Here is a 14,780-nt window from a genome sequence, read left to right as displayed (position 1 = left end):
GCCCGTTGTCGTACCCGTGTGGAAGGGTGCCTCCCGGACGCCGAACGGGGTGTCCGCATCCGTGTCCAGGCCGCAGCCGCCCGGCTGCCGAAGGAGTCCGCACCATGTCCGGCACCGACGCCGTCCGTACGTCCCTCGAAGCCATCGCCACCCTGCTGGCGCCCGCCCGTCCGGCAGTCGCCGAGCGGACGCTGTACGCCCATGACGACCCCGCCGGCTACCTCCGCGACCACGCGGACGCGCTTGAGGACCGGGGCATCGACGAGCCCGTCGCGAACCTCGCCTGGATAGCACTCATCGACGCGCTCACCGAGAACGGGCTGCTCGCGGAGTTCGACTGGAAAGAGGACCCCGGCGAGATCCGCTCCCTGCTCGGCCGGCTGGAGTCCCGCCCGTCCGTCGACCCCTGGGTGCTGTTCGACGCCGACGAGATGCTTCTGCCGGCCTTCGAGTTCCTGGAGGCGTGCGGCCGTCACTACCGGGAGGTCGGGGCCGCGACGGCCGTTCTCGACATCGAGTCCGACTGCTATCCCGTGGTGATCGTGCGCGCCGCGCGGGCCCAGGAGCTGACCGCACTCGCCAGGAGCGCGGGATTCACCGTCCTGAGCCCCGGCGCGTGATGACCGGCGCCCGTCGTCCGTGAACCCCTGGGTCCGCCGCGGCCCGCGGGACGGCCGTCGGGGCTGGGGGGAGGCGGAGGTCCGGCCGGTCATCGCGGCATTGACGGTCTCGTACGGGAGCCCGTCGGCGAATGCCGTGCTCGTACCGCTGGTGAGGAGTTCACGCGCGCTGCGGGAGACCACGGCGTAGGCGGCCTCGGCGATCGCGGATCCCGCGCTGACCCGGGCGACCCCGAGCTTCGCCAGCGCGGGGACGGGGAGCGCACCGGGTCCGGTCAGCAGGTTCAGGGGCGCCGGTACGCCGTCGGCCAGGGCCGAGACCGTCTCCTCGTCGAACGCGCCCAGGACGAACACCCCGCCCGCCGGGGGGCGCACCACCGCCGGGTCCTTCGGCCCCCGGCCCCGGCCCCTGTGCGCGGAGGCACGCGCGTCTCCCGGATGGCAGGGGCGGCGAGCCGGTCCTAGCGTGGGCGGCGAGTGTCACGGAACCGAGCCGGAGAGTTGGTGCGTGGAGATGACGGACGGGCCCACGATCGTCCTGGTCCATGGATTCTGGGGCGGGGCCGCCCACTGGGGGCATGTGATCACCGAGCTGGACCGGCGCGGTCATGGCTCGCTCCGGGCGGTGGAGATGCCCCTCACCTCGCTGGCCGACGACGCCGAGCGCACCCGCAAGATGGTCCGCCAGGTGGAGGGCCCCGTCCTGCTGGTCGGCCACTCGTACGGCGGCGCGGTCATCACCGAGGCGGGTGACCTGCCCCAGGTCACCGGGCTCGTCTACATCGCCGCGTTCGCCCCGGACGCGGGCGAGAGCCCCGGCGGGATCACCCAGGAACACCCGCCCGCCGCGGCCGACAACCTCGCCCCGGACTCGGACGGCTATCTGTGGGTCGCCCAGGACAAGTTCCACGAGAGCTTCTGTCAGGACCTGCCCGCCGACGAGGCCCGGGTCATGGCCGTCACCCAGAAGGCCCCGCTCGCCTCCACCTTCGGCGACACCGTCACCGCCCCGGCCTGGCGGACCAAGCCCTCCTGGTACCAGGTCTCCACCGAGGACCACATGATCCACCCCGACAACCAGCGCCGTATGGCCGCGCGCATGAACCCCCGGCGGACCGTCGAACTCGCCGCCGGCCACGCGTCCCTGGCCTCCCGGCCCCAGGCCGTCGCCGATCTCATCGAGGCCGCGGCCGACGACCGCGGCACCGGCTGAGGCCTCCCGGACCGGCCGGCCCGGTTCGTCCTGCGGTCGTGTGACCGTGCGTCCTGCCCGGACACGGAGGACCGGGGGTGGCGCGTGGGGGGAGCGCGCGGGTAGCGCGCCGTAGTTCGATCTTTCTGCGCCTATGTCACGCCTGGTCAGATTGCCGGGCGCGCTCTCACACTGTGTGTCGGCCCGCCCGGGCTGTCGTCGGCACTGCGCCGCCCCCGGGTGCGAGGGCGCATGCGGGCTCAACGTACCGGCATGCGCGTGCGGGAAGGCCGAAATTTCCGGGTGGTAGCAGATATGAGTCATCAGAGTTGGCCGATTTTCGCCGTATGTGCTCATGCCGGGGAGCGAACGGTGAATTTCGGCGAACAATTCCAGTCACCTCTCGGTGAGGTGGCCGACATGGATTCCCTGATCCGTACGGCATATGGGTATTTTTCGGCGCTCGGTTCGCATGTTCCGGCATCGCCGTCCGGGTTCTGCGGCTGCGGCCATGGGCGCGACCTGGTGTGCGCGGAGTGCGGCGGACGCTGGCTGGCTGCCGCGTACCGGGCCGCGGATATTCCCGAGAAAGCCAGTCGTGGCGCCTTTCTCGAAGATCTGCTGAAGGCGGAGAGCGGGGATGCTTCCGGGATTACCAAGGCGGCAATCCTGGGCAGTGTCCTCAAAGTGGTGGGCGATGTGCTGCGGGAATGGCATCGGGAAAGTCACTTCGAATATCCGGGAGGCGGTGAAAGGATTTCGCTGCTCGGCAGGAACCCGTTCTTGCGGCCCGCTCCGGAGTTGTGCGCCGACCATGTCGGCGAATGCGCGATCCTGGTGCTGACCAGCGGATTCCCGCTCGCCCGTGACCGGTCGGACCTCTGGGCGGCATCGCGGCTGGGCCTCGGCTGGGCATGTGACTATCAGGGCGGAGACCATTACGGGTACGCGGACTGGCTGAAGGTGCAGCGGGAGACGACGCTGCCGGGCCGGGTGCGCGACGCGGAAGAAGCGGTGTGTCTCGGACTCAGCCAGGGCGTGGACTCCGGCGGGCGGGTGGACGCGCACTGGCTGTGCGATGTCGCCCTGCCCGCGGGAGTGGACCCGCTGCCGATCCTGCTGGGCTCCGAACTCGTCAACTTCGGAATCCTCGGCGATGTCGAGTCCGACTGCGACGAGTTCGCGCGGAGCGTGGTCGCCCGCCTCGGAGTGATGATCATCTGTAGCAGTGTCGACATCGTGGACGAGGCCGTGTGCGGGGAGCGCAATCTCCTCGACACCCTCTGCGAGTCCGGTGCCCGGGGCGCGGTCGGCTGGGCGGTGGAGCGGATCCGCGACGACACGTGGTCCCCGGCCGAGACGGACGCCTGGGCCCTGTGGAGCCACTACGTCTGGCTGGGCCAGCGCCACCGGTTCGTGTTCCGGGGAATGCCGGAGCGTACACAGGCCGCACTGGCGACGAGCTGGAAGGACTCCGACACTCTGCCCGCGCTGCTGCGGACCCAGCGGGAGTACCTCTCCACTGTGGTGGCCGACCCGGAGCTGCTGGTGGCCTGCGACTGCTGCGACCATGTCGCCCTGGCCCGGGAGATGACGGCCTGGCTGAAGGCGGCGAACGGCTCGGTCGATGTGCGCGACGAAGGGCAGCTCGCGTTCCTCAAGCTCGTGGACGCGTGCGGGATCAACGAGTGCGACACCTGGCATCGCAGCATCCTCGATCTGTGCCCGTCCCTGCGGGAGCGGCACCGGGTCCTCCTGCGGTCCCTGGTCCGCGACGTCCGGAAGTTCACGGCGGGGCTGGACCACTATGTGGCGTACCTCAAGGGCGCGGACTGCCGCTTCCTGCCCGTCCGGCCGCAGTGGATCGCGCACGAAGCGTCGGCGGACCTGTGCGCGAAGCACCACGGGTATCTGATGCGGGCCGCGCGGAGCGAGCGCCTGGAGCCGGCCGGAGGCCGATGACCCGCGGAATACCGGGCGTACGCCGATCGGCCGCGTACGGACCCGACGGGCCGTCGGGAACGTTCGGGAGGGCCGCCCGGAACACTGAAGGGCCCGGACGCGAGGTCCGGGCCCGGTGCCGCTCCCGTACCGCCCCGTACTTCTTTGCATAAAAGTGCGGCACTGCGTATAGTCATGCCATCGACGAGGAGGATACCGATGGTGGTACGTGCGGCAGTGGCAGGGGCGAGCGGTTACGCCGGCGGGGAGCTGCTGCGCCTTCTGCTGGCCCACCCCGAGGTCGAGATCGGCGCCCTCACGGGCCACTCCAACGCGGGACAGAGCCTCGGCCCGCTCCAGCCCCATCTGCGGCCGCTCGCCGACCGGGTGCTCCTGCCCACCACCGCCGAAGTTCTCGCCGGGCACGACGTGGTCTTCCTGGCCCTGCCGCACGGGCAGTCCGCCGCGGTGGCCGAACAGCTCGGTGACGAGGTTCTCGTGGTCGACATGGGCGCGGACTTCCGGCTGGGGAACGCGGCCGACTGGGAGAAATTCTACGGCTCCCCGCACGCCGGCACCTGGCCCTACGGACTGCCCGAGCTGCCCGGCGGCCGGGCGGCGCTGGAAGGGGCCAGGCGCATCGCCGTGCCCGGGTGCTATCCGACCGCCGTCTCCCTCGCGCTCTTCCCGGCGTACGCGGCACAGCTCGCCGAGCCCGAGGCCGTCGTCGTCGCCGCGTCCGGCACCTCCGGAGCGGGCAAGGCGGCCAAGCCCCATCTGCTGGGCTCCGAGGTCATGGGCAGCATGACCCCGTACGGCGTCGGCGGCGTCCACCGCCACACGCCGGAGATGATCCAGAACCTCAGCGCCGCCGCCGGAGAGCCGGTCACCGTCTCCTTCACCCCGACCCTCGCGCCCATGCCCCGCGGCATTCTCGCCACGTGCAGCGCGAAGGCGAAGCCCGGCGTGGACGCCGAGGCCGTACGCGACGCCTACGAGAAGGCGTTCGCGGACGAGCCGTTCGTCGATCTCCTCCCCGAGGGCCAGTGGCCCGCCACCGCGTCCGTGTACGGCTCCAACGCCGTCCGGATCCAGGTCGCCCATGACGCGGCGGCCGGCCGGATCATCGCGATCAGCGCCATCGACAACCTCGCCAAGGGCACCGCCGGCGGCGCCCTGCAGAGCATGAACATCGCGCTCGGACTTCCCGAGGGCACAGGTCTTTCCACGATCGGAGTGGCACCGTGAGCGTCACGGCAGCACAGGGATTCTCGGCGGCGGGTATCGCCGCCGGAATCAAGGAGAGCGGTAACCCCGACCTGGCCCTCGTGGTCAACAACGGGCCGCGTCGCGCCGCCGCGGGCGTCTTCACCTCCAACCGCGTCAAGGCCGCCCCCGTCCTCTGGTCGGAGCAGGTGCTCAAGGGCGGCGAAGTCACCGCCGTCGTCCTCAACTCCGGCGGCGCCAACGCCTGTACGGGACCCCAGGGCTTCCAGGACACCCACGCCACCGCCGAGAAGGCCGCCGAGGTCCTCGACGGGCACAGCGCGGGCGAGATCGCGGTCGCCTCGACCGGGCTCATCGGCCTGCTGCTCCCGATGGACAAGCTGCTGCCGGGCATCGAGAAGGCCGCCGCGGCCCTCAGCGAGCACGGCGGCGAGAAGGCCGCCATCGCCATCAAGACCACCGACACCGTGCACAAGACGGCCGTCGCGGGCGGCGAGGGCTGGACCGTCGGCGGCATGGCCAAGGGCGCGGGCATGCTCGCCCCCGGCCTCGCCACCATGCTGGTCGTCCTCACCACCGACGCCGACGTGGACGCGCCCGGTCTCGACGCCGCGCTGCGCGAGGCCACCCGCACCACCTTCGACCGGGTCGACTCCGACGGCTGCATGTCGACCAACGACACCGTGCTGCTGCTCGCCTCGGGGGCGAGCGGGATCACCCCCGAGAAGTCGGAGTTCGCCGAGGCCGTACGGGCCGTCTGCGCCGACCTCGCCCGCCAGCTCATCGGCGACGCCGAGGGTGCCTCCAAGGACATCCGGATCGAGGTGATCAACGCCGAGAGCGAGGACGACGCCGTCGAGGTGGGCCGCTCCATCGCCCGTAACAACCTCCTCAAGTGCGCCATCCACGGCGAGGACCCCAATTGGGGCCGTGTCCTGTCCGCGATCGGCACGACGAAGGCCGCCTTCGAGCCCGACCGGCTCAACGTCGCCATCAACGGTGTCTGGGTCTGCAGGAGCGGCGGCGTCGGCGAGGACCGCGACCTCGTCGACATGCGCTACCGGGAGGTCACGATCACCGCCGACCTCGCCGCCGGCGCCGAGTCGGCCGTCATCTGGGCCAACGACCTCACCGCGGACTACGTCCACGAGAACAGCGCGTACAGCTCATGAGTACGGCCCGCAAGCACACCGCGCTCCCCAAGGCACAGATCCTCATCGAGGCGCTGCCCTGGCTGACCCGGCACAACGGCAGGACCGTCGTCATCAAGTTCGGCGGCAACGCCATGGTCGACGAGGAGCTGAAGGCCGCCTTCGCCCAGGACGTCGTCTTCCTGCGGCAGGCCGGCCTCAAGCCCGTCGTCGTGCACGGCGGCGGCCCGCAGATCAGTGCCCAGCTGGACAAGCAGGGCCTGGTCAGCGAGTTCAGGGCCGGGCTGCGCGTCACCACGCCCGAGGCGATGGACGTCGTACGGATGGTGCTGGCCGGACAGGTCCAGCGCGAGCTCGTCGGGCTGCTCAACCAGCACGGCCCGCTGGCCGTCGGAATGACCGGCGAGGACGCCCGCACCATCACCGCCACCCAGCACCGGCCCACCATCGACGGCGAACTCGTCGACATCGGCCGGGTCGGTGAGATCACCGCCATCGACACCGGGGCCATCCAGGCGCTGCTGGACGACGGCCGCATCCCGGTCGTCTCCTCCATCGCCCGCTCCGCCGACGACAACCACGTCTACAACGTCAACGCCGACACCGCGGCCGCCGCACTCGCCGCCGCGCTGAACGCCGAGACCCTCATGGTCCTCACCGATGTCGAGGGCCTCTACGAGGACTGGCCGCACAGCGACGATGTGATCAGCCGTCTCACCGCCTCGGAGCTGGAGAAACTCCTGCCCGACCTCTCCAGCGGCATGGTCCCGAAGATGCAGGGCTGCCTGCACGCGGTACGCAACGGGGTCGAGACCGCCCGGGTCATCGACGGCCGGGTCCAGCACTCGATCCTGCTGGAGATCTTCACCGACGAGGGAATCGGCACGATGGTCGTGCCCGACGCACCGCACGCGACACAGGGGGAAGCATGACCAACGCCGGGCTCTCGAAGCGGTGGCAGGGCGCGCTCATGGACAACTACGGCACCCCCCAGCTGTCCCTGGCGCGCGGCTCCGGCGCCCGCCTCTGGGACGCGGACGGCGCCGAGTACCTCGACTTCGTCGGCGGCATCGCGGTGAACGCGCTGGGCCACGCCCACCCCGCGGTGGTCGAGGCCGTCTCCGCCCAGGTCGCCGCACTCGGGCACGTCTCCAACCTCTTCATCGCGGAACCGCCCGTCGCCCTCGCCGAGCGGCTGCTCCAGCTGTTCGGCCGGACCGGACGGGTGTACTTCGCCAACTCCGGCGCCGAGGCCAACGAGGCCGCCTTCAAGATCGGCCGGCTCACCGGACGTACCCATATGGTCGCCACCGACGGCGGCTTCCACGGCCGGACGATGGGCGCGCTCGCCCTCACCGGCCAGCCCGGGAAGCGTGACGCCTTCCTGCCGCTGCCCGGCGAGGTCACCCATGTGCCGTACGGGGACGTGGCGGCCCTGAGGGCGGCGGTGACCACCGACACCGCGCTGCTGATCATCGAGCCCGTCCAGGGCGAGAACGGCGTGGTCGTGCCCCCCAAGGGCTATCTGGAGGCCGCCCGCGAGATCACCCGGGCCACCGGCACCCTGCTCGTCCTGGACGAGGTGCAGACCGGTATCGGCCGGTGCGGCCACTGGTTCGAGCACCAGGCCCACCAGGGTGTCGAGCCCGATGTGGTCACCCTGGCCAAGGGGCTCGGCGGCGGACTGCCGATCGGCGCCACCGTCGCGTTCGGCCCGGCCGCCGACCTGCTGACGCCGGGCCGCCACGGCACGACCTTCGGCGGCAACCCGATCGCCTGCGCCGCCGGACTCGCCGTCCTGGACACCCTCGCCGCCGACGGCGCCCTGGACAACGTCAAGCGGCTCGGCGAGCGGATCCGCGAAGAGGTCGAGGGACTGGGACACCCCCTGGTCTCCCATGTCCGCGGCTCCGGACTGCTGCTGGGTATCGTGCTCACCGGACCCCTCGCACCGCAGGTGCAGCAGGCGGCCCAGGGAGCCGGACTCCTGGTGAACGCGCCCGCCCCCGATGTCGTACGGCTCATGCCGCCGCTGATCATCGGTGACGAAGAGGTGGACGCGTTCCTGCGGATTCTGCCGGGCGCTCTCGACGCGGCATACGGGGACGGACGATCCGGAGAATGACGATCCGGAGAATGAGGCGACGACGATGACCGAGGCGCAGGAATCCGAGCACGGCGGGCCCTCCGTGCCGCAGACCCGCACCGCCCGCCACCGCCGGATCGTGGACATCCTGAACCGGCAGCCGGTGCGCTCCCAGAGCCAGCTGGCCAGACTGCTGGCCGACGACGGGCTGAGCGTCACTCAGGCGACGCTCTCCCGGGACCTCGACGAGCTGGGCGCGGTCAAGATCCGCAACACCGGCGGCGAACTGATCTACGCGGTGCCGAGCGAGGGCGGATTCCGTACCCCGCAGGCGCCGCTGGGCGGCTCGGCCAAGGAGGAGCGGATGCGCAGGCTCTCCGCCGAACTCCTCATCTCGGCGGAGGCCTCGGCCAACCTCGTGGTGCTGCGCACACCGCCGGGCGCGGCCCAGTTCCTCGCCTCGGCCATCGACCAGGCCGAACTGCAGGACATCCTCGGGACCATCGCGGGTGATGACACCCTGATGCTGATCAGCCGTGACCCGAACGGCGGCCAGGCGCTCGCGGACCATCTGCTGCGGCTGGCCCAGAACGACCGCTGAGCCGGTCCGGGCCGGACGGGAGCGTCCTCAGTACCGGGTGATCGCGGTCGGGCCCGAGGAGGTCCCGATCGCGATGTGCGGCCGGCGGGCCGGGTCCGCCCAGGCCAGGATCCGGTCCATCGCGGCGGCGGGTACGGAGACGCAGCCCGCCGTCGCCCCGCGCCCGTTCACATGGAGGAAGATCCCGGCGCCCCGGCCCCGTACCGGCCGGTCGTAGTTGAAGCCGATGACCAGCGCGCGGGCGTACTGGGCCCGGTAGGTGACCAGATGCTCGGCCTCGCCGGCCCGGCAGTCCGCCGGCAGCGGCTCCACCCAGCGGTTGTAGGCCCGTGCCGCGTTGTCCTGGCACCACCAGGAAAGCTCGCCCACACGGCGGTAGGGGTACGCCGTCCCGGGTACCGGTGGCGCGGTCCCGAAGGCGTACGGGAGGCGGTACAGGCCACTGGGCGTGGTGCCGGTGCCCTGCTCGCGCGTCCGGCCCTCCGCCAGACCCTTCGCGCCGAACCGGGCGGGCGCGGATCCGGCCGCCGCCCACCGGCCCCGTCGCCGCTCCCACCAGGTCACCGTGCCGGTGGTGGATCCCGCGTCCGGAGCCTCCGCCGTGATCAGCTGGCTGCCGCCGCCGGTGTCGGCCAGCAGTACCGGCAGGGGCGGGCCGTCCGCCGGCCGGGCCGCGACCGAGCCCACCAGGGCGAGCAGTACCCCACAGGTCACCAGAGATCCGCGCATGGTCCGGACCGTACGGTGCCCGGTGCCTGCGCCCCACCGGGCCTGCGCCGTACGGCCGAACGTCTCACCGCGCGGGCGGCGCCGGCTCCGGTGCCTCCGGCCGCGGGGTCATCGGCGGCAGCGGCAGCGGGAGGCCCGGCAGCCCGTCGATGCTGGTGGCGATGTCCTGCTTCTTCTCGAAGTACGCGCTGAGGCTCTCGTCGTCCTCACGCCGGAAGCGGTCGGCGTGCAGCGTCCGGTCCTCGTCGTACGAGAGGTGGGGCACCGCGAATCCGCAGGTGTCGCGGATCAGTTCGGCCCGCACGAGGATGACCGCGCGCAGCCCGTGCGGTGCGGTGTCGACGCCGGGGAAATGCGTGAGGAGCCCGTTGAACCGCGGGTCGTCCCGGAAGACCGGCTCCCCGCGGCCGTGCACCCGCACGATGTTCGGAGGCCCCTGGAAGGCGCACCACATCAGCGTGATGCGCCCGTTCTCGCGGAGGTGGGCGATGGTCTCCGCGTTGCTCCCGGCGAAGTCCAGGTACGCCACGGTCGTTTCGTCGATGACGGCGAACGAACCGCTGACGCCCTTCGGGGAGAGGTTGACGGTGCCGTCGGAGTCCAGGGGAGCGGTCGCGGTGAAGAAGATGTGCTGTGCCTCGATGAAGGCTCTCAGCCGTCCTTCGATGCGTTCATGTGTTTTTCCCATGGCGCTGATTATCTGTGGCAGCGGTTTCACCGGCGAGGTCCTTTCCTGCCGCGCGTCCTGGCCGCAAGCCCCTGACCTGCGGTTTTGACAAAGCATACGGAGGACTGCATAGTTATACCCATCAGTGATTGCACCGTAAGGAGAAACCCGTGACCGAGCGCGTCGTACTCGCCTACTCGGGCGGCCTGGACACCTCCGTCGCCATCGGCTGGATCGCCGAGGAGACGGGCGCCGAGGTCATCGCCGTTGCCGTGGACGTCGGCCAGGGCGGCGAGGACCTGGACGTCATCCGCAAGCGCGCGCTCGCCTGCGGTGCCGTCGAAGCCGAGGTCGCGGACGCGAAGGACGAGTTCGCCGAGGAGTACTGCCTCCCGGCGATCAAGGCCAACGCCCTCTACATGGACCGCTACCCGCTGGTCTCCGCCCTCTCCCGGCCGACCATCGTCAAGCACCTCGTCGCCGCCGCCAAGAAGCACGACGCCGGCATCGTCGCCCACGGCTGCACCGGCAAGGGCAACGACCAGGTCCGCTTCGAGGCCGGCATCTCGGCCCTCGGCCCCGATCTGAAGTGCATCGCCCCGGTCCGCGACTACGCGATGACCCGGGACAAGGCGATCGCCTTCTGCGAGGAGAAGAACCTCCCGATCGCGACCACCAAGAAGTCCCCGTACTCCATCGACCAGAACGTCTTCGGGCGCGCCGTCGAGACGGGCTTCCTGGAGGACATCTGGAACGCGCCGATCGAGGACATCTACGAGTACACGGAGAACCCGGCCGCCGTCCGCGAGGCCGACGAGGTCGTCATCTCCTTCAAGGAGGGCGTGCCGGTCGCCATCGACGGCCGGCCCGTCACCGTGCTCCAGGCGATCCAGCAGCTCAACGAGCGGGCCGGCGCCCAGGGCATCGGCCGGATCGACATCGTCGAGGACCGGCTCGTGGGCATCAAGTCCCGCGAGGTGTACGAGGCTCCGGGCGCCATCGCCCTGATCACCGCGCACCAGGAGCTGGAGAACGTCACCGTCGAGCGCGAACTGGCCCGCTACAAGCGGCAGGTCGAGCAGCGCTGGGGCGAGATGGTCTACGACGGCCTGTGGTTCTCCCCGCTCAAGCGCGCCCTGGACGGCTTCATCAACGAGGCCAACCAGCACGTCACCGGCGACATCCGGATGACCCTGCACGCCGGCCGCGCCGTCGTCACGGGCCGCCGGTCCGAGGAGTCGCTGTACGACTTCAACCTCGCCACCTACGACTCGGGCGACACGTTCGACCAGTCCAAGGCGCAGGGCTTCATCGAGATCTTCGGCCTCTCGTCGAAGATCGCCGCCAAGCGTGACCTGGCCTGACCCCGGCCCGTTTACGTCACCGCCTCCCTGTTCCTCCGCGGCGGGGAGGCGGTCGCACATCCACCCCCTGTTCTCCGAGGAGCACGCAGTGAGCAACGGCACCGGCAACGGCAACGGCGATGTACGCCTCTGGGGCGCCCGCTTCGCCGACGGCCCGGCCGAGGCGCTGGCCAAGCTGTCCGCGTCCGTCCACTTCGACTGGCGGCTCGCGCCGTACGACATCGCCGGCTCCCGCGCCCACGCGCGTGTCCTCAACAAGGCGGGACTGCTCACCGAGGACGAGCTGACCCGGATGACCGAGGGCCTGGACCGGCTGGAGGCCGATGTCGCCGACGGGTCCTTCACCGGGACCATCGCCGACGAGGACGTCCACACGGCACTGGAGCGGGGGCTGCTGGAGCGCCTGGGCCCGGATCTCGGCGGCAAGCTGCGGGCCGGCCGTTCCCGCAACGACCAGATCGCCACGCTCTTCCGGATGTACCTGCGCGACCACGCCCGGATCATCGGCGGCCTGATCGCCGAGCTCCAGGACGCCCTGGTGGGCCTGGCGGAGGCGCACCCGGACGTGGCGATGCCCGGCCGTACACACCTCCAGCACGCCCAGCCCGTCCTCTTCGCCCACCATGTGCTGGCCCATGCGCAGTCCCTGACCCGGGACGCCGAGCGGCTGCGCCAGTGGGACGAGCGGACCGCCGTGTCCCCCTACGGTTCCGGCGCGCTCGCCGGGTCCTCGCTCGGACTCGACCCGGAGGCGGTCGCCGCCGACCTCGGCTTCGAGCACGGTTCGGTGGCCAACTCCATCGACGGCACGGCCTCGCGGGACTTCGTCGCCGAGTTCGCCTTCATCACCGCGATGATCGGCGTCAACCTCTCCCGGATCGCGGAGGAGGTCATCATCTGGAACACGAAGGAGTTCTCCTTCGTCACCCTGCACGACGCCTTCTCCACCGGCTCCTCGATCATGCCGCAGAAGAAGAACCCCGACATCGCCGAGCTGGCGCGCGGGAAGTCCGGCCGCCTCATCGGCAATCTGACCGGCCTGATGGCCACGCTGAAGGCCCTGCCGCTCGCCTACAACCGCGACCTCCAGGAGGACAAGGAGCCGGTCTTCGACTCCTGCGACCAGCTCGAAGTCCTGCTGCCCGCCTTCACCGGCATGATGGCCACCCTCACCGTCAACCGCGAGCGCATGGAGGAGCTGGCCCCGGCCGGCTTCTCGCTCGCCACCGACATCGCCGAGTGGCTGGTCAAGCAGGGCGTGCCGTTCCGCGTCGCGCACGAGGTCGCGGGCGAGTGCGTCAAGGAGTGCGAGCGGCACGGCATCGAGCTGGACCAGCTCACCGACGAGCAGTTCGAGAAGATCTCCGCGCATCTGACCCCGGAGGTCCGCACCGTCCTCAATGTGAAGGGCGCCCTCGCCTCCCGCAGCGGCCGGGGCGGTACGGCTCCCTCGGCCGTCGCCGTACAGCTCGCCGAGGTGAAGGCGGACCTGGCGGCCCAGCACGCCTGGGCGACCGCGCGGCGGTAGCACCGGTCCGGTACACCCCGTCCGGCCGCCCTGCGGCACCCGGGCAGGCCACAGGAGGTGTACGAACGGCATCGCGGGCTACGTTGGTCGGGAAGGAGTGACGGAACCCGACACGAGGAGCCCGCGATGCCCTTCGCCGCACTGGCCGCCGCGACGACCCCGACCGCTCACATCGGGCTCGGCCTCGCCGCCGTCGGCAGGCCCGGCTACATCAATCTGCACCGCGACCGGGACCTGCCCGCCGACCGCGGTGTCGACGCCCTGCGCGCCCGTACCCATGAGCTGCTGGACGCCGCCTACGCCCAGGGCGTGCGCTACTTCGACGCGGCCCGCTCCTACGGCCGGTCCGAGGAGTTCCTCGCGGGCTGGCTGACCGCGCACCCCGATGCCACGGACGTCGTCGTCGGCAGCAAATGGGGCTACACCTACACCGCGGGCTGGAGCGTCGACGCCGAGGCGCACGAGGTCAAGGACCACGGCCTGGCCATGTACGAACGCCAGCGCGCCGAGACCCGTGAACTCCTCGGGGACCGGCTCGACCTCTACCAGATCCACTCGGTGACCGCCGACAGCCCGGCGCTGGGCGACAAGGAGCTGCACGCACGGCTCGCCGCGCTCGCCGCCGAGGGCGTCACCGTCGGCCTCTCCACCAGCGGCCCCGGCCAGGCCGACGCGATCCGGGCCGCCCTCGCCGTCACGGTCGACGGCGAACCCCTCTTCCGTACCGTCCAGGCCACCTTCAACGCGCTGGAGACCTCGGCCGCGGGGGCGCTCGCCGAGGCCCATGACGCCGGGCTCACCGTGATCGTCAAGGAGGGCATGGCCAACGGCCGCCTCGCCGGGACCGACGCCCCCGCCGTGATCCGGGAGATCGCCGACGAGGAGGGCCTGGGCAGCGACGCGGTCGCCCTCGCGCTGATCCTGCACCAGCCCTGGGCCGGCGTCGTCCTCTCCGGCGCGGCCACCGTGGACCAGCTCGCCGGGAATCTGCACGCCGCGGTGGTCGACCTCGACGAGGAGCGGCGTGACCGGCTCGACGCCCTGGTGGAGGAGCCCGAGGCGTACTGGCGCCACCGCTCGGCACTGCCCTGGAGCTGACCGGTCCGCCGGCCGCTCACCCGTCGGACCGTGCGCCCGCGGCGGCCCAGCCGGCGAGCGCGTCGAAGTCGTCGCGCACCAGGCCGACCCGCGGATCGACGTACCGCAGCAGTGCCCGGACCGGGTGGTGGGCCCCCACCCACACCCGGTCCCGGTCGGTGATCTCGTCGTCGACCCAGGCGAACGGGCGCCCGGCCGCGTACTCGACGACGTACCGCGTCTTCCAGTACGTCCCGTCCGGCCCGGCGCCGTGCATCTCGGGCCAGTCGATGCAGGGCAGCTCGGGCAGTCCCAGACGCGGGCCGACCCAGTGGTTGGCCTCGTTCTTCCAGGTCGTGGCCCAGACCAGTTCGTAGGCGGCCGCCAGGCCCAGCAGTTCGCCGCCGTGCTCCGGCTTGAGCAGGACCGGCAGGGCGGGACCCTCGGTCCACCCCGTCGGGCGCATGAGGTGCTGGCGGTATCCCTCCGGGGCTCCGCGGCGGGACAGCGCCAGGTAGGGGTTGAGCGGGCCGTCGATGTCGATCAGCAGCAGCGGCTTCATGTCCTTATGCTGCCCACTCCCCGCGGGCCTCGGCA

General features: G+C 71.3%; 14 protein-coding genes and 1 pseudogene. 11 read left to right on the top strand and 4 right to left on the bottom strand.

Annotated elements, in window-relative coordinates:
* Positions 1-104: 104 nt before the first annotated feature.
* Positions 105-620, top strand: a complete 516-nt coding sequence (locus tag OHA98_RS26770) for a DUF6630 family protein (protein ID WP_266929285.1) — start codon at positions 105-107, stop codon at positions 618-620.
* Between the two features lie 165 nt (positions 621-785).
* Here the strand turns inward: OHA98_RS26770 and OHA98_RS26765 are convergent.
* Positions 786-974, bottom strand: a pseudogene (locus OHA98_RS26765) (isocitrate lyase/phosphoenolpyruvate mutase family protein); the annotation flags it as partial.
* A 160-nt stretch (positions 975-1,134) separates the two neighbouring features.
* Between OHA98_RS26765 and OHA98_RS26760 the strand changes: the two are divergent.
* The 7 genes from OHA98_RS26760 (at position 1,135) to OHA98_RS26730 (ending at position 8,818) form a co-directional block, all read left to right on the top strand.
* Positions 1,135-1,833, top strand: a complete 699-nt coding sequence (locus OHA98_RS26760) for an alpha/beta hydrolase (RefSeq protein ID WP_266930924.1) — start codon at positions 1,135-1,137, stop codon at positions 1,831-1,833.
* 762 nt (positions 1,834-2,595) lie between these two features.
* A complete protein-coding gene (locus OHA98_RS26755) occupies positions 2,596-3,774 on the top strand; it encodes a hypothetical protein (RefSeq protein ID WP_266929284.1) in 1,179 nt (392 codons plus the stop codon).
* 198 nt (positions 3,775-3,972) lie between these two features.
* Positions 3,973-5,001, top strand: coding sequence for an N-acetyl-gamma-glutamyl-phosphate reductase (gene argC, locus OHA98_RS26750; protein ID WP_266929283.1), 1,029 nt, complete (start codon positions 3,973-3,975; stop codon positions 4,999-5,001).
* Positions 4,998-6,152: a bifunctional glutamate N-acetyltransferase/amino-acid acetyltransferase ArgJ gene (gene argJ / locus OHA98_RS26745; RefSeq protein WP_266929281.1), complete on the top strand. Its 1,155-nt coding sequence runs from the start codon at positions 4,998-5,000 to the stop codon at positions 6,150-6,152. The genes argC and argJ overlap by 4 nt, the downstream gene beginning before the upstream one ends.
* Positions 6,149-7,063, top strand: coding sequence for an acetylglutamate kinase (gene argB / locus OHA98_RS26740; protein WP_266929280.1), 915 nt, complete (start codon positions 6,149-6,151; stop codon positions 7,061-7,063). The genes argJ and argB overlap by 4 nt, the downstream gene beginning before the upstream one ends.
* On the top strand, positions 7,060-8,256 hold the full coding sequence (locus tag OHA98_RS26735) for an acetylornithine transaminase (RefSeq protein ID WP_266929279.1): 1,197 nt from the start codon (positions 7,060-7,062) through the stop codon (positions 8,254-8,256). Before argB ends, OHA98_RS26735 begins: the two co-directional genes overlap by 4 nt.
* 25 nt (positions 8,257-8,281) lie before the next feature.
* Entirely contained in the window at positions 8,282-8,818 is a 537-nt protein-coding gene (locus OHA98_RS26730; protein ID WP_266929278.1) for an arginine repressor, read from the top strand.
* Between the two features lie 27 nt (positions 8,819-8,845).
* On the opposite strand, the gene OHA98_RS26725 is transcribed toward OHA98_RS26730, so the two are convergent.
* Both OHA98_RS26725 and OHA98_RS26720 read right to left on the bottom strand, forming a co-directional pair.
* Complete coding sequence (locus OHA98_RS26725) at positions 8,846-9,547, bottom strand: L,D-transpeptidase (protein WP_266929277.1); 702 nt, start codon at positions 9,545-9,547, stop codon at positions 8,846-8,848.
* Between the two features lie 64 nt (positions 9,548-9,611).
* On the bottom strand, positions 9,612-10,235 hold the full coding sequence (locus tag OHA98_RS26720) for a pyridoxamine 5'-phosphate oxidase family protein (protein ID WP_266929275.1): 624 nt from the start codon (positions 10,233-10,235) through the stop codon (positions 9,612-9,614).
* A 149-nt stretch (positions 10,236-10,384) separates the two neighbouring features.
* On the opposite strand from OHA98_RS26720, the gene OHA98_RS26715 reads away from it, so the two are divergent.
* The 3 genes from OHA98_RS26715 (at position 10,385) to OHA98_RS26705 (ending at position 14,204) form a co-directional block, all read left to right on the top strand.
* Positions 10,385-11,578 carry an argininosuccinate synthase gene (locus OHA98_RS26715; protein WP_266929274.1) on the top strand — a complete coding sequence of 398 codons (1,194 nt, stop codon included), beginning with the start codon at positions 10,385-10,387 and terminating at the stop codon, positions 11,576-11,578.
* An 88-nt stretch (positions 11,579-11,666) separates the two neighbouring features.
* Positions 11,667-13,106: an argininosuccinate lyase gene (gene argH / locus OHA98_RS26710; protein WP_266929273.1), complete on the top strand. Its 1,440-nt coding sequence runs from the start codon at positions 11,667-11,669 to the stop codon at positions 13,104-13,106.
* A 126-nt stretch (positions 13,107-13,232) separates the two neighbouring features.
* Complete coding sequence (locus tag OHA98_RS26705; protein ID WP_266929272.1) at positions 13,233-14,204, top strand: aldo/keto reductase; 972 nt, start codon at positions 13,233-13,235, stop codon at positions 14,202-14,204.
* Between the two features lie 16 nt (positions 14,205-14,220).
* On the opposite strand, the gene OHA98_RS26700 is transcribed toward OHA98_RS26705, so the two are convergent.
* On the bottom strand, positions 14,221-14,745 hold the full coding sequence (locus OHA98_RS26700) for a hypothetical protein (RefSeq protein WP_266929271.1): 525 nt from the start codon (positions 14,743-14,745) through the stop codon (positions 14,221-14,223).
* Positions 14,746-14,780: the final 35 nt, after the last annotated feature.

The sequence above is a fragment of the Streptomyces sp. NBC_00654 genome (assembly GCF_026341775.1).
GTDB lineage: Bacteria > Actinomycetota > Actinomycetes > Streptomycetales > Streptomycetaceae > Streptomyces.
This window is presented reverse-complemented; position numbering and strand designations above follow the sequence as displayed.

What these genes read in the sequence shown, in the direction of transcription:
- OHA98_RS26770 (WP_266929285.1), top strand. Translation starts at nt 105, where the DNA reads ATGTCCGGCACCGACGCCGTCCGTACGTCCCTCGAAGCCATCGCCACC.
- OHA98_RS26720 (WP_266929275.1), bottom strand. Translation starts at nt 10,235, where the DNA reads ATGGGAAAAACACATGAACGCATCGAAGGACGGCTGAGAGCCTTCATC.
- OHA98_RS26700 (WP_266929271.1), bottom strand. Translation starts at nt 14,745, where the DNA reads ATGAAGCCGCTGCTGCTGATCGACATCGACGGCCCGCTCAACCCCTAC.
- OHA98_RS26725 (WP_266929277.1), bottom strand. Translation starts at nt 9,547, where the DNA reads ATGCGCGGATCTCTGGTGACCTGTGGGGTACTGCTCGCCCTGGTGGGC.
- argC (WP_266929283.1), top strand. Translation starts at nt 3,973, where the DNA reads ATGGTGGTACGTGCGGCAGTGGCAGGGGCGAGCGGTTACGCCGGCGGG.
- OHA98_RS26735 (WP_266929279.1), top strand. Translation starts at nt 7,060, where the DNA reads ATGACCAACGCCGGGCTCTCGAAGCGGTGGCAGGGCGCGCTCATGGAC.
- OHA98_RS26730 (WP_266929278.1), top strand. Translation starts at nt 8,282, where the DNA reads ATGACCGAGGCGCAGGAATCCGAGCACGGCGGGCCCTCCGTGCCGCAG.
- OHA98_RS26760 (WP_266930924.1), top strand. Translation starts at nt 1,135, where the DNA reads ATGACGGACGGGCCCACGATCGTCCTGGTCCATGGATTCTGGGGCGGG.
- argB (WP_266929280.1), top strand. Translation starts at nt 6,149, where the DNA reads ATGAGTACGGCCCGCAAGCACACCGCGCTCCCCAAGGCACAGATCCTC.
- OHA98_RS26705 (WP_266929272.1), top strand. Translation starts at nt 13,233, where the DNA reads ATGCCCTTCGCCGCACTGGCCGCCGCGACGACCCCGACCGCTCACATC.